At 45.1% G+C, this 15147-nt stretch carries 10 protein-coding genes and 1 pseudogene; 10 read left to right on the forward strand and 1 reads right to left on the reverse strand.

Annotation, left to right across the window (positions count from 1 at the left end):
* Positions 1-22 precede the first annotated feature (22 nt).
* From ACYCSE_RS22670 to ACYCSE_RS22690, 5 genes are all read left to right on the forward strand, one after another.
* Positions 23-2491 carry a PfkB family carbohydrate kinase gene (locus ACYCSE_RS22670; RefSeq protein ID WP_459700040.1) on the forward strand — a complete coding sequence of 823 codons (2469 nt, stop codon included), beginning with the start codon at positions 23-25 and terminating at the stop codon, positions 2489-2491.
* A complete protein-coding gene (locus tag ACYCSE_RS22675) occupies positions 2488-4761 on the forward strand; it encodes a GH32 C-terminal domain-containing protein (RefSeq protein ID WP_459700041.1) in 2274 nt (757 codons plus the stop codon). Before ACYCSE_RS22670 ends, ACYCSE_RS22675 begins: the two co-directional genes overlap by 4 nt.
* Before the next feature lie 189 nt (positions 4762-4950).
* Positions 4951-8952, forward strand: a complete 4002-nt coding sequence (locus tag ACYCSE_RS22680; RefSeq protein WP_459700043.1) for a GH32 C-terminal domain-containing protein — start codon at positions 4951-4953, stop codon at positions 8950-8952.
* Between the two features lie 495 nt (positions 8953-9447).
* On the forward strand, positions 9448-9759 hold the full coding sequence (locus tag ACYCSE_RS22685) for an SDR family NAD(P)-dependent oxidoreductase (protein ID WP_235309795.1): 312 nt from the start codon (positions 9448-9450) through the stop codon (positions 9757-9759).
* Between the two features lie 310 nt (positions 9760-10069).
* Positions 10070-10216, forward strand: coding sequence for a hypothetical protein (locus ACYCSE_RS22690; RefSeq protein ID WP_231109365.1), 147 nt, complete (start codon positions 10070-10072; stop codon positions 10214-10216).
* A 651-nt stretch (positions 10217-10867) separates the two neighbouring features.
* On the opposite strand, the gene ACYCSE_RS22695 is transcribed toward ACYCSE_RS22690, so the two are convergent.
* Positions 10868-11236 (reverse strand): winged helix-turn-helix transcriptional regulator, encoded by a 369-nt coding sequence (locus ACYCSE_RS22695; RefSeq protein ID WP_081112397.1) that lies wholly within the window; start codon positions 11234-11236, stop codon positions 10868-10870.
* Positions 11237-11454: 218 nt separating this feature from the next.
* On the opposite strand from ACYCSE_RS22695, the gene ACYCSE_RS22700 reads away from it, so the two are divergent.
* From ACYCSE_RS22700 to ACYCSE_RS22720, 5 genes and pseudogenes are all read left to right on the forward strand, one after another.
* Positions 11455-12423, forward strand: a complete 969-nt coding sequence (locus tag ACYCSE_RS22700) for an NAD(P)H-dependent flavin oxidoreductase (RefSeq protein WP_061828389.1) — start codon at positions 11455-11457, stop codon at positions 12421-12423.
* 405 nt (positions 12424-12828) lie between these two features.
* Positions 12829-13008, forward strand: a complete 180-nt coding sequence (locus tag ACYCSE_RS22705) for a hypothetical protein (protein WP_459700047.1) — start codon at positions 12829-12831, stop codon at positions 13006-13008.
* Positions 13009-13077: 69 nt separating this feature from the next.
* The gene (locus tag ACYCSE_RS22710; RefSeq protein ID WP_459700049.1) at positions 13078-13809 is read left to right on the forward strand and encodes an NADPH-dependent F420 reductase; all 732 of its coding nucleotides are present in this window, start codon (positions 13078-13080) and stop codon (positions 13807-13809) included.
* Between the two features lie 673 nt (positions 13810-14482).
* Positions 14483-14635, forward strand: a complete 153-nt coding sequence (locus ACYCSE_RS22715) for a hypothetical protein (RefSeq protein ID WP_322161030.1) — start codon at positions 14483-14485, stop codon at positions 14633-14635.
* Positions 14636-14670: 35 nt separating this feature from the next.
* Positions 14671-14957 (forward strand): annotated as a pseudogene (locus ACYCSE_RS22720) (immunity 53 family protein).
* Positions 14958-15147 lie beyond the last annotated feature (190 nt).

Consider the following 15147-nt stretch of genomic DNA (forward strand, 5'->3'; position numbering starts at 1 on the left):
AAAGGATAGGTGGGGAGAAACTGTGCTTGATGTAATAACCATTGGGGAAGTATTGATAGACTTTACGCCATCAGGTCGTACAGCGAGAGGCAACGAGCAGTTTGAATGCAATCCTGGAGGGGCTCCGGCTAACGTAGCAGCTGCTCTATCCCGCTTAGGAGCTAGAGCGACATTGATTAGCAAAGTTGGGGATGATCGATTCGGTTCCTTGCTGCACGATACCTTGATGAACGGCGGCATCGACGTGTCTGCGCTTTCGTTTACAGATGAAGCCAATACAACGCTGGCATTTGTCCATCTGGATGACAACGGAGACCGATCGTTCAGCTTCTACCGGAAGCCAGGAGCGGATACATACTTGCGCACGCAGGATGTCCCGTTTGATAGGATTGAAAACTGCCATGCACTGCACTTTGGTTCTGTGTCGATGACCCATGAGCCGGCCCGTACGGCAACAAGAGCGGCAGTTGTGAAGGCTAAAGAGGCAGGAGTCCTGCTTTCATTCGATCCGAATATCCGGTTTGCTTTATGGGAGAGTAAAGAGGAAGCGAAACAGAATATCATTTGGGGCATGAAGTATGCCGACATCCTGAAAATATCGGAAGATGAGCTCCACTTTATAACGGGTACAACTGATGTGGAAAAAGGCTCGTTAGAGCTGCAACAACAATTCGGCATCACCTGGATCGTCGTAACTTTAGCGGAAAAAGGCTGCTATTACCGATTAGCGGGTCATGACGGATATGTGCCGGGTTTTCAAGTAGAGGCCATTGATACGACAGGAGCCGGCGACGCTTTTCTGGGCTGCTTGTTATATAAGATACTGAAAGCCGGTGTTTCTTTGAATCAGCTGACCAAACAGCAAATCATCGGTATGCTAACTTTTGCTAATGCCGGCGGTGCATTAGTAACCACACGGAAAGGGGCTCTTCAATCTATGCCGACGACAGATGAAATTACCCAGATAATCGAGACAAATAAACAGCACGATGATGATAGATTTAGGCCGGGTTTTCATTTTTCACCTCACTCCCATTGGTTGAATGATCCCAACGGATTAGTCTATTACGAGGGAGTCTATCATCTGTTTTATCAGCACCATCCTTATAGTAACCAATGGGGACCAATGCACTGGGGTCATGCTGTAAGCCAAGACCTGGTTCATTGGGAGCATATGCCTATCGCTCTGTTCCCGGATGAGCATGGCGCTATTTTCTCCGGTTGCTGTGTGGTTGACTGGAATAATAGCAGCGGACTGTTCGATGGTTCCCATGGATTGATCGCACTCTTCACTCATGCAGACATCTGTCCGGAGACCGGACAACCTCGCCAGCGGCAAAGCCTGGCTTACAGCAGTGATAAAGGCCGAACTTGGCACAAATATGAGGGGAACCCAATACTCGACGAGCATGATCTGGTCGACTTCCGGGACCCCAAGGTGTTCTGGCATTCGCCAAGTGAATCCTGGATTATGGCTCTTGTCGCGGGAGACCACGTTCGGTTTTATCGTTCGGACAATTTGCGTGAATGGTCGTTGTCAGGCGAATTCGGAAAGATTGATGGCTCGCATGACGGAGTTTGGGAATGCCCTGATCTCTTTGAATTGCTGGTTGATGACAGCGGACATTCCAAATGGGTACTTATCATAAGCATCGGAGATAATCCCAACTGTCCGGAAGGCTCACGCACGCAATACTTTATCGGAGAGTTCGACGGAAATACGTTCATCAATGACAATCCGGCCGATCATATCCTGTGGCTGGATTATGGCCGGGACAATTATGCGGGGGTCACCTGGTCGGATATAGCTGAGCAGGACGGACGGCGTGTGATCATCGGATGGATGAGCAACTGGAAATATGCTAACCAAACGCCTACCGGGGCCTGGAGAGGCACAATGACTCTGCCTCGCGTCTTGTCATTGACCAGCCGAGACGAGGGCGTAGTTCTGACCCAAATGCCTGTTCGGGAAATAGAGCAGCTGCGGAAAGGAACGCTCTGCTGGAATGAGGTTAAGGTTACGCCAGAGGCGCCGTTTACGCAAAAAATAAATGATGTTCTGCTTGAAATTGAAGCGGATATCGACATTCGTTCCGGGGACGAGGTTCACATTAAAATGAAGTCCTCTGGGCAAAGTGAGACTATTATCGGTTATGACCCTTGGCGTCAATGGCTATTCATCGACCGTTCGAAATCGGGCCTGACTGATTTCCACTCATCGTTTGCGTGCAAGCACGGTGCTAGAATGGTTTCGGAGAATGGGAAGATCAAGCTGCATATCTGGCTGGATCGCAACGCGGTTGAAGTGTACGCGAATGAGGGTTTGGTTGCACTGACGGATCAAATATTCCCTGATGCTCCGATGGATCGTATTGAGATAAGTGCGAAATCAGGGGAAGTTGTAGTGAACTCGTTTTATATCCATGCTCTTAACTCCATTCATATTCCCAATGGTCCAACGGAGCAGACATTAAGGAGGGTTGAAGTATGAGCCATGCAACCGATAATCGGGGATTGATCATGTATTGGGCGTTCAATGAGGATTCCGGTACAAGCGCTCTGGAGAGCGTATCCCAAGTCCAGGATAATATCCAGTACGTATTTAACCAAGCAGAGTTCACTAAACCTTGCCCTCCTAGGTGGAGACAGGGGGTAATTGGAAATGGGCTTCTGTTCGATGGTTATTCGACTTACATTGCGCATTCGTTCGATGAGGGAAATCAGAACACCGAGCCAGAGTATCGATCAGCGCTAAGCATTGGAGTATGGGTAGCCCCACGCTCCTATGAATGGGGGGATGATGGCAAATTGTCCGCCATCGTGAACCGCTACAACCTGGATCGCAAGCAAGGTTATCTGCTTGGCATGTTCCGTCACGGTTCCTGGTCCTTCCAAGTCGGGCTGGAAGGAGGGGACTGGAAGGAACTTTGGTCGCCAGACGGCCAAGAACTGTCCAAGAATGAATGGTCATACGTGAATGCTGTGTTCGATGGGAACCAAGGGGAAATCAAGCTGTATTTGAACGGCAGTGAAATCGCTTCAGCTGCCGTGCCTCGTGGTTCCCGCCTGGCTGAGGCGACGGACACGGATCTTCTTATCGGCAAGAATAACCATAGCAGCCTGCTGGCGGAAGTGTTCAGCCTGCACATGTTTAGCGGTATCATTGATGAACTCAAGATTTATAATCGGGCGCTGAGCGCGGAAGAAGTGGCCGCTTCTTATCGGCATGTGCTGGATACCTTTCATGAAGGTAACCGGCCTCAATTAAACTATGACGAAATCAAGCTGGACCGAACGCCACTGCTACTTGATCGGCACAGACCGCAATATCATGTTAGCCCGCCGGTCCATTGGATGAACGAACCCCATGCACCGATCTATTTTGACGGGCAATATCATTTGTTCTATCAGCATAACCCGCAGGGGCCGTTCTTTCATCAGATCCATTGGGGACATTGGGTAAGTCAGGATTTGGTGCATTGGCGTGATCTACCCGTGGCCCTGGCGCCCGAAAAGGATCAGCTCGCACCGGACGGGATCTGGTCGGGAAGCGCAACCTATGATGCTGACGGACTTCCTGTCTTGTTCTTTACGGCAGGTAATGAAAGCGCTTCTCCGAATCAGAGCGTAGCGCTTGCCCGAAGCACTTATACCCTTGACGGAAACCCGGATCTGGTTCAGTGGGTCAAACATCCAGAGCCGTTGATCGTGCAGAAGAAGGGAATGGGCGCATTTGGGGATTTCCGAGATCCATTCGTATGGAAGGACGATGACGGCTGGTATGCTCTGGTCGGGTCCGGTATCGAAGGTGGAGCAGCACTGGCATTTGCGTCACAGGATATGCTGAATTGGACGTATAAAGGGCCGTTATTTAAAGCAGATATTCAGAAGTTTCCTTACCTTGGACCCATCTGGGAGCTCCCTGTGCTTCTTCCCCTTGGCAGTGACAAGCAGGGGGTGAACAAACATCTCCTGCTTGTCAGCCCTGTGGGGAAGGGAGCGGATGTCGAGGTGTTCTATTGGATCGGGCAACTTGACAAGCAAAATCTTTCGTTCATCCCCGATCAAGAAGAGCCTCAATTGATTGACCTCGGGGATTTCCATTTTACCGGACCGAGCGGAATGGTTGATCCGAAGACCGGCAGAAATATCGTCTTTACGATAGCCCAAGGCGATCGGACGTCCGAGATGGAATATAAGTCGGGCTGGGCTCATAACGGCGGCTTGCCGTTAAGCGTGTATTTGAGGGATGACGGACGTCTGGGAATAGAGCCGATTCAGGAGCTTCAATCGCTACGTGGCGCCAAGCGGCTATCGCTTCGGGACCAGTCATTGGCTGAAACTAATGTACAGCTCAGGGATGTTCATGGTGACATGCTTGAGATTCAATTGGAATTGGAGCCCGGCAGCGCCAAACAATTTGGAATCAAGGTCCGTTGTACGCCGGACGGGGAGGAAGAAACTCTGCTGTATTATGATTGGAATCAAGCGATGCTCATGGTCGACCGGTCGAAAACGACACTGCATCCGGGAGAAAAGTGCGGAGGGGTTCAAGGCGGGAAGTTGGAGCTACTTGGGGAGAATCTGAAGCTCCACATTTATTTGGACCGCTCCATGGTCGAAGCCTATGCAAACGGATTGAAAAGCCTGACAACCCGGGTATATCCGAGCCGTATGGATGCTTTGGGACTCGAGATTTGGGGAGATGGAGAACCGTTTGTTAAATCCTTGGATATATGGGATATGCAGTCCATTTGGTAAGACGATTGCTTAGGCGCTCCATACGAATGGGGTCATGCACAAATAATCAAGAAACTTTGCATTCCTCCGATTGGAAACGTTTCATTCATATTCTCCCTTCTTCATGACTTTCATCTTTGTACAAGGAGAGCATTTCGAAATGAGGTATCGATGTTCGTAAGTATAACAAGTTTCGAAGGAGGCTCGAGAATGAGGAAAGTCAAAATAGGAAAATGTTGGATATCAGGAATGGTTATATGGGCTATGGTGCTCCAGCTAGTTGTTCCGGGAATCTCTGTCGCATCCGAAAATAGAACTGTTGCTGGAGAAACGCTCATTCCTAAGAATGATGTGAAATCATCGGTTACGGATGCGATTTATCAAATCAAGAATATTCCTAAGAATGACATGGGATTGTCAGTTCCGGATTCAGTCTATCAAATCCGGAATCCTGGATTTGAAACAGGAGATTTGACGGGATGGACCGTTGTCAAAGGCGATGCGTTCGGTCCGAATAGCGTAACCGACGAAACGACTTGGTGGGCGGAAAAAATACCGTATAACCAGGAAGGAGCTTATCATTTAAACGGCTGGAAGTATGACGAATCTGCGACAGGTATACTTCGTTCCAGCACTTTCGTGCTGGGCGGCAGCGGCTGGATCAGCTTCAGGCTTGGCGGTGCGAAGAACCCAGACAAGGTATTTATAAATATTGTGGAAGTCGATACGGGACAAGTTATTGCCCGTTACGGAAATAACGCATTCGCCGACGTGGGCTTCCCAGATCCCGCGCTGGGCATGCGGCTTGCCAATATGGTGCAATACAAGGCGGATCTTTCCACATATTTGGGAAAGAAACTGTATGTGGAGGTCGTCGATAATGCAACCTCGGATTGGGGAGTCATTTTTGCGGACGCATTCTCCATGTACCATGAGTCGGAGCCAGCTGAAGGAATTGTTGCGACAGATATCAAGCCGGATTTCAAGCGCTATGAAATCGATAATCCAAGCTTTGAAACCGGAAATCTCGATGGCTGGACGGTTGAGGGAGCTGCTTTTGAAGTGACTGATGAAGCTCATGCGAGCAAAGAAGGGAACTTCTATGCCAAATCCTCCCTGCAAGAAAAGGGCTCCATCACTTCTAATACTTTCACGCTTCAGGGAACCGGAACAATTAATTTTACTGTTTTGGATATCCTCAAACCGGAAAATGCATATGTTGCACTTTACGATGCGAACAGCAACACATTGCTTATGAAAACCGGGAATGTCAGCGCGAACGAGAAAATCTCATGGAATGTGCAAGAACACTACAACAAGAAGCTCTATGTAAAGGTTGTCGATCATTCCAATGAAGCCAGCATTGCCGTTGATCGTTTCCAAGCAAGTGGTAGGGGGACTATTTTCTACTTAAACCTTGATGAAGGCGCAGGAAAGAAGGCGTTGGAGAAAGTACACAATCTTAAGCACGATGTGAACTATGTATTTAACAACGCCAGGTATATGGCATCGAAGGATCCGAGATGGACTCCGCGCGGAATAAAAGGCGGCGCCTTATTGTTCGATGGATACTCGAATTATATTGAGGTCAATGCAAACGATACTGTGCCTGTAAGCGACGCGTTAACCATCGAAGCATGGGTTGCACCGCGTAGCTATGAGTGGGGAGACGGAAACAAGCTATCTGCGATCGTAAACCAATCCGATCAGGATAAAGCGGAAGGCTTTTCTCTTGGTATGTATCGGCACGGTACATGGTCGATGCAAGTAGGCATCGGCGGTCAGTGGATTCAGGTATGGGTAAAGGATCACCCGTTGGAAAAATACAAGTGGAATTATGTGGCCGCTACTTTTAGTAAAGAAGATGGAAAAATTAAGTTATATCTAAACGGTGAGGAAGTGGCTTCCCAAGCAACCCCCGTCAACGTTCCGATCACACCATCTACCGAAAGTCTGATCATCGGGAAAAATAATAAACCTGTAGAGTTAGCAGGGGTGTTCTCCTTCAATATGTTCAGCGGGCTTTTAGATGAAGTGAAGCTGCATAATAAAGCCCTTACGAACCAGGAGATACTTGCTGGATATGAGAGCGTGAAGGCGCTTCATGGAGGTTCAATTCCGAAAATTCCGAATGCGGACATTGATGAGGATCCAAGTGTGTTTGACGGAGATCAGCACCGTCCCCAGTACCACGCGATGCCTCCGCAAAACTGGATGAATGAAGCACATGCACCGATTTACTATAACGGCAAATACCATTTATTTTATCAACATAACCCGCAAGGTCCATTCTGGCATCAAATCCACTGGGGGCATTGGGTGAGTGACGATATGGTGAACTGGGAAAATGTAAGACCTGCTCTTGCGCCCGAAGCGGGCACCCTAGATCCGGACGGCACGTGGTCAGGCAGTGCAGCGTATGATCGAAACGGCAATCCTGTTCTGTTCTATACCGCTGGCAACGACTCCTTGTCGCCGAACCAAAGAACAGGGTTGGCATCTCCGGCGGATTTGTCCGATCCCTATTTGGAAAAATGGGTGAAATATCCTAAACCGGTAACGGAGCAGAACGGAAAAGGCATCCACAACGAGTTCCGCGATCCGTTTGTATGGTACGACAAAGAGGTGGACAAGTGGTATCAGTTAGTGACATCTGGTCTTCCAGACTTCAGCAGCGGCACAGCTTTGGTGTATGTATCCGATGATATGTACAATTGGGAATATAAGGGGCCGTTATACGTTAGTGACAGAAGCCGTTATCCGGAGTTGGGTACGGTATGGGAGCTACCAGTGTTATTGCCGTTAGGCACAGATAGTACGGGCAAGAAAAAATATATTTTCATGATTAATCCCCATGAAAAGCCGGAGCATGTTCCTCCAGCGAACGATGTGCAAAGAGATGTTGAGGTCTTTTACTGGATCGGGACCTGGGACCGGGATAACTTTAAATTTATTCCTGATTCGGAGGCACCCTCCAAAATGGATGTAGGTGACGGCTATTTAACCGCAGAGAGCGGTCTGGTCACACCCGACGGAAGAACGGTCGTATTTTCCATGGTGCAAAATGTAAGAACACCGCAAGCCGAATATCAATCTGGATGGGCTCATAATTTATCTTTGCCGGTTTCCCTAAGCCTCGATAAGCATGATAAATTGCATATCGAACCGATTAAAGAACTGCAGAGCCTTCGAGGGAAAAAATGGGTTGATTTTTCGGACAAAAATTTGGAGAGCGCCAATCAATTGATCCAAAATGTCAAAGGCGACATGCTAGAGATTGTGATGGAGATTGATCCGCGTGAGGCCCAGAAATTCGGTCTCAAGGTACGCCGCTCGGAAAAAGGCCAAGAAGAGACGCTCATTTACTACGACAAGAAGAACGGGACGTTTAATGTGGATCGAACCAAGAGCAGCATTGATCCGGATGTGCGTGTGGACGGCATTCAAGGAGGATATGTAGATCTTGAAGGAGAGAACTTGAAACTCCATATCTTTCTCGATCGCTCGGTCATTGAATCCTTTGCAAATTACAAGAAGAAGCTGACAACTCGTGTCTATGTAGGCAGATACGACTCCTTAGGCTTACAGATCTGGGCCGATGGCGATATCAATATCAAATCCATGCAAGTATGGGATATGAATGCCTTAACGGGTAAACCGGCTGCTCCGGTCTATGTACCCGATAAGTGGGATAATTCTGTGTATAAGGATATTACAGAGTTGCCTAACCATGATTTTGCTACGGGCGACTTAACAGGATGGATGACGGAAGGAGACGCCTTCCAGAATGTCCATGTGACCAATACCCAGTTCTTCTGGGACAACATTTACTTCAACCCGTCGCATAAAATTCCGGGCGGCTACCATTTGTGGGGCTTCAACGAGCAAGCCGGCGGCGACAGCTTAACCGGAGCGCTAAGATCTCAAAATTTCGTCCTTGGTGGGAACGGTAAGATCAACTTCCTTATCAGCGGCGGCCGGGATATAGATCGTCTGTATGTTGCGCTGGTTCGGGCGTCGGACGGCAAAGAGTTATTTAAAGAGACAGCGACCAATTATGAAGAATATCAACGAAAGATTTGGGATGCGTCGGATTATATCGGCGAGGAGCTTTACATTAAAGTGGTTGACCACTCCAAAGGCGGGTTTGGACATATTAACGTCGATGATTTCAACGTACCTGTTCAGGTAAAGAAGAAGACCAACAACTGACCTTGTCAATACAGAACACCCGTGAGTCCTGCAGTCACTCCAGGCAAACCGAATAGTCAGAGCAGCTTGTCATTCGAAATGGCAAAGGAGAACGGCAGGTACTTGTAAAACGAAGCTGAACCAATTTTATTTGGATGGGAGATAAAAATGTATTTAATTTAATGATTCGGTGTAGCAAAATGGATATTTCAAAACAAGTTGCTATTGTCAGCGGTTCAAATCGAGGTTTAGGCAAACATCTAGCTCTTGAACTTTAGCAAGAGGAGCTAAAGTATACGCTGGTGCGAGGAACCCAGAATCAGTCGATCTGCCTGGTGCTATTCCACTACAACTCATATTACTGCTCCGAAATCTGTGGTAGCTGCAGCAGAGATCGCAGTGGATGTTACCCTTCTAATTAACAACGCTGGTTCAGCAACGGGTGCTTCTCTGCTCACAGGTGAGCTGGATGATATTCATTTGTAATTCGACACTCATGTTTCTGGTACACTTTCAATGATTCGCACGTTCGCACCAGTGATTGAGAAGAATGGAGGGGGTTCGATTCTGAATATCCTATCCGTATTATCTTGGATCAATATAGACGAAGGAGGGGCATATTCAGCTGCAAAATCTGCTCAATGGGGAGTAACAAAAGCATTACGCTTAGAATTAGCTGCTAAGAACGTTAGGGGTGCCGGATTGCATGTAGCGTTTATGGACACGGACATGACAGCTGGCATCCATGCGCCTAAATCATCTCCAAAGGACATCTCTAGAACCGCAATCGATGGGATTGAAGCCGACCTCTACGAGATTGTTGACTGATGCTACAAGTCGGGAGGTACAGCAGGGTCTTGCCGGAGGAGTTCCTTCCCTGTACCCACATTTATTTCAATAAAAATACCCTACTCGATGCTTGTAGTGAAAGTATTGGTATTGATCGTGTGAAACTATAATAAATGAGATTTGGATTATACAGTATATTAACATATTAGGAGGAGTGAAACATGCGTTTTCTCGTTCATGTCAAAATTCAACCAGATGCACCGCAGGAAGAAATTGCGGAACAGTTGCCCGCAGAACAAGCACGGTTCGCAATTGGTGGAACAAGGGGTGATCAGTAAGAGCAAAAGCAATGGGCGGAGCAAGTGGTCTGCGTATCGGAATGCTAGAGGGTAACAAAGTGGATGGCTATATTACTGTCGGCACAGGTATTACTCCAATTAAAGAGATTAGAACTGTAAAAGCAGTGATTGATGACTTAATGCAAGATTTTAATTAATTGCCTTGTTAGACTTATCAATATGCAAAGAATAATTTTGAAATAGGATTTTTTTCGATGTTCTTGATAAGCTTTGCTTTTACCTTGGTAATAAATTGAGTTATACACTTTTTAAAAGTAAAATGATAAATGGATCATTGGACGTATTCTTTGGCCACAACGGGCGCGATATACTGGTTTCACTTGAAGTTAGCCCCTAACATTAATTGTTAGGGGTTTTAAATAGCTTCATTAGAAGAGTTGGGGACAAAGAAAGAATGCAGGACACACAAGACCATGTCTGTCGCTTTCAAAGTTTTTTTTTATTATGCTAATATAAAGTAAAGAGGGCGAACAAAAAACGCCAATAGGTACAAGTTCTTGTCTTTTAACGGTACAAGTTCTTGTCCTAAGCAAAGGACAAGAATTTGGTCCCTTTGCCGAAATGGACAAGAACATGGTACTATTGCCGATTTGACCAGGTTCGATATTTTGGGCCTATCCCCAAAGGTTGGCTTAACTTACTGTTACCCGATATGTTATGCAATTAGAAGTAGTGGCAAGGCCATTCCTTTTGAGGTGGACTAGAATGGCTGGCTGAAGGAGCAATCCTGAACATACATTTGGTCCAGATGGCGAGATTTTATGTGCTGGCTGATTAGGGGGTAGCCTTTATCCTTCATCTAATTCAGGCTTCTCCCCATATTCTTTACCGAATTCCTCCATCTTCTTTAGGACAGGCAGCAGTTTGTTTCCTTTCTCTGTCAGCGAATATTCGACCCGTGGCGGAACTTCTGGATACACATCGCGCTGAATAATTCCGTCGTCCTCCAGCTCCTTGAGTTGCTTGGTGAGCGAGCCTTGCGACAAGCCTCTCAGGAAATTTTTTATCTCGGTAAACCGGCGTCTTTCCCCTTCCAGATACCAGATAATGAAATATTTCCATCGCCCCGAAAGTACATTTTGCGTAAAGGCTATTGCGTACATATTTCTTTTTTCATCAATAAACTCTTTTTCAAATCCTTCATTACATACCCTCATGATATCGCTCCCAGTCTAAAAGTACAAAAATATGTACTACGTTCATTTAAATTGCCTTCTTTGCAAATGAAACGTATGGACTTATGATAGTGCCAAGGCTGCTAACTAGTACAAAAATTATTAGCAAGCTAATGATTATTGTAACATAACCCGGAGAGCAGACCAATTAAGCTTTACAGTATTATGCCAATAATGGTGCTAAAGAGAGGATAATAATTATGAAAAATCGTGTAACAGAAATTCTTGGTATTGAAAAGCCCATTTTACAAGGACCTATGAGTTGGATTACGAATGCTGAATTTGTTGCTGCCGTGAGTAATGCGGGTGGTTTAGGGATTCTTGGTCCGAATGCCGGTCAAGCGACAATTACAACCTCTCCAGAGGAAACCGCAGAACGTATGCGCCGCGAGATTCGTAAAACAAAGGAACTGACGGATAAACCATTTGGTACAACTTTGATTACTGATGCAGATATGAAGTTCACTTGGCCAATTTTAGAAGTTGTCATTGAAGAAGGTGTTCAAGTTATTCTTCTTAATGGTGTTGAAGGAACATTGACTGAAAAGATCATTACCCCATTAAAGGAAGCGGGCATTAAGATTGTTTATCGTCCTTTGACTCCAACGATCGAAGATGCAAAGGCTGCTCAAGCTATGGGTGTTGACGTTTATGTTGTTACTGGATTTGATGAGGGTGGAACATTGCCAACAAGTATCATTGGTACGTTTACAATAACTCCTATGATCGTTGATGTGCTTGATATTCCAGTTATCGCTGCTGGTGGAATCGGTGATGCTCGCGGTGTTGCCAGCGCCTTTGAATTGGGGGCAGAAGGTGTCTTTTTAGGAAGCCGTTTTATTCCTACTGTTGAAAACCCCGCAGCACAATCAGTAAAGCAAATGATAGTGGATTCATCTGCAGCAGATTTGTTGTTGTACCGTACTTTACCAGCTTACTATCGTTCGTTGCCTACACCGTTTGCTGAAAAATTGGTGGCTATGGATAACCAGGGCGCATCTCGTGAAGAAATTGCTAAGGTTGGGGGTAGTTCAAGTGTAATCCGTATCGGTATGCTTGAAGGTAACGGCGAAGGTGGTATTATCACTGTTGGTACTGGAATTACACCAATCAAAAAGATCCAAACTGTACAAGAAGTGGTTGATGAGTTGGCAGCTGGTATTAAGTAAAAACGGAGACCCATCCTTTGAATAATACGCTTGAATTACTTCAAAATCATACCTCTGTTCGTTCTTATGCGAATAAACCCTGACGGCGGAACAACGGGAGGCCATCTTTAAGGCAGCTAATCAAACGAATTTACCTAAATATGTGATTCCGTGGGTGGGGCTATGTATCGGTATTCTGTCGGGAGATAAGCCTGCTCTTAAGCCGCGGTTACCTCTAATCCATGGTATTATTTGAAAACCAGTATCAGCCACTCGATAAAGAGCAATTAGAGCCGTCTATGATAATATCAGACTGTTAAACAAGGGCTATCGATACGAGACATACTTGCCTATGGAGTCATTAACTATCATCCGGTAGTTGCAGGGACCCCCTTACAAGTTGCTGACTTCTTGGAAGAATGGTTTTTGGCAGAGGCATGTGACGGCTTCTCGGTTGTTCTGGATATAGCCTATGATGGAGTTGCTGATTTTGTGGAACTGGTTGTCCCAATTTTGCAGGACCGCGGTTTGTTATACAGAGAATATGAGGGTAAAACACTGCGTGAGAATATGGGAGTTCCCTACCAATACGGAAGTCTAAAATAAAAAATAATAATAATTTCTTACTACCCGATCAGCGACGTAAAATAACTTTTAGAATAGGGAGAAATGAAAATGAGATTTGGAATTATAGGTGCAGGACCCATCGCGTCGAATATCGCAAAAAAATTAATTGAGAATGGACATGATGTCAAAATTGCAGATGCTCGCGGGATTGAACGGCTAGAGGGAAAAGAACTTGCAGGTACACCAGTGAGTGTAGATGAAGTAATAACAAACATTGCTGTTCTAGTCATATCGATCCCTTTCAACGCACTGCCAAGCATTCGCAGCATTGTAGATAAAGTTGGGGAGGAAGTAGTCGTTGTTGACACTTCAAATTATTATCCGTATAGAGACAATAAAATTGAAGAAATTGAGAATGGGTTGGTTGAAAGTGTTTGGGTATCAAATCAGTTAGGGAGACCTATCACTAAAGCTTTCAACAATTTATTAGCCTATACGTTAGAATATAAAGGAGCTCCCGAAGGTACCAGTGGACGACTTGCCATAGCGATTGCTGGTGATAACCAGTCGCATAAACAATTAACCATGAACGTAGTAAATGAGCTCGGCTTCGACCCAGTAGATAGCGGATCTTTAAGTGATTCGTGGCGACAACAGCCAGGAACCCCTGCGTACTGCACAGAACTTACCAAAGAGGAACTAACCGAAGCATTAAAAAAAGCAAATAAAGAAAAAGCTCCATTCCAACGCGATAAAGTGATAGAGAAGCTATCGGCAGCTACTGGGGGATATTCGCACCAAGACATTGTGAACCTGAATAGAGATATATATAACTCCTGAGTTGAATTTTTTTGCCTTCAATCTTTATCCGTGTGCTTTAAAAATCTTGGCAGAGGCCTGTGCAACGAAACGGATAAGGTGCAAACCAAGCAAGAGCTAATGTCCTTCGCATCTATAACAGGCAAAATAAGAATTTCAAACCGGACACGTCGGCCGGAAAGCGAAGTCATGAAGAAGGCGCATCAAGAAGGATTTTCTCCTCAATCATTGGTTTTGCGACCTTAGTTGAGTATCTAATGAATATTAAAGATCATTAGAAATACATTTATCCATGGATTATCCAAAGATTTTAAACAGATTAGGTACGTGGGTTCTTACAAAGAAGCATGAATATTAAAAACAACTCCTGGTGAGTTGTTTTTTTATGGCAGAACAGGGGCTTGGTCGATAATTAAATTTGTTTGAACGACAGGATAACATGGTGAAAAGCTTTCTCAGGAAGAGCGCGAGGAAAAGTACTGGAAGCAACTTAGGCAAACACAGTATAGAAATGTTAAGTTATAGATGCAATGGACGATATAGAAAATTATTAGGGAAAGGAACTTAAACTGAAATAAATCCATTCATTGCAGAATTATCATTTAGAAGAGTGGGATACTCAAGGGAATTTTATTAGAACAGATCAATCTGTGAAAATCAACAAATCAAAGTTTAGAAAGAACAAGGTGAGTAAATGCTTAATGAAACTGATGGTGCTAAACTGATATGTTATTCAGAAATAGGTGAATATGGTGAGGTTTTACTAGAGGATGGAAGTACTGATAAAATAAAAGTTTTAGCAATTTGTAGTTATGATGATCCAAAAATTCAATCTTTTTGCCTGTGACGAAAAATTTACGTAAGCCATAAGGAGTGTAATGATTGGATATATTAACTTGGTTACAAGAATGGTATTATTTACACTGCGATGAAGATTGGGAGCATCAAGAACGAATAAAAATAACAACGCTTGATAACCCAGGATGGCATATTAAAATTAATTTAAAAGAAACAGAACTAGAAACAAAAAATTTAATGCGCTTATAATAGAGAGAAGCGATGATGACTGGATTCACTGCAATATCGAGAGCAGTTTATTTTCTGCAGGGGGCCCAGGAAATCTAGGTGAAATGCTATCTATATTCTATAGATGGGTAAAGTTAGATTAATACTCAGTATCGCAGAATAATGATAAAACAGATGTTAAGCCTTAGAACTTTTTAACCCATACTTAGGCGGGTTTTCTTAACTGTGGAACCAAGCTAGCTCAAGATAAAGCAGAAGCCAAAAGACTTTGGGTTGAACGTGTGCTGAAAAAAAACAAAATTCTCCTATTCATAGGGATATTCCGAATTACCA

It is taken from the genome of Paenibacillus sp. SEL1 (assembly GCF_054602535.1).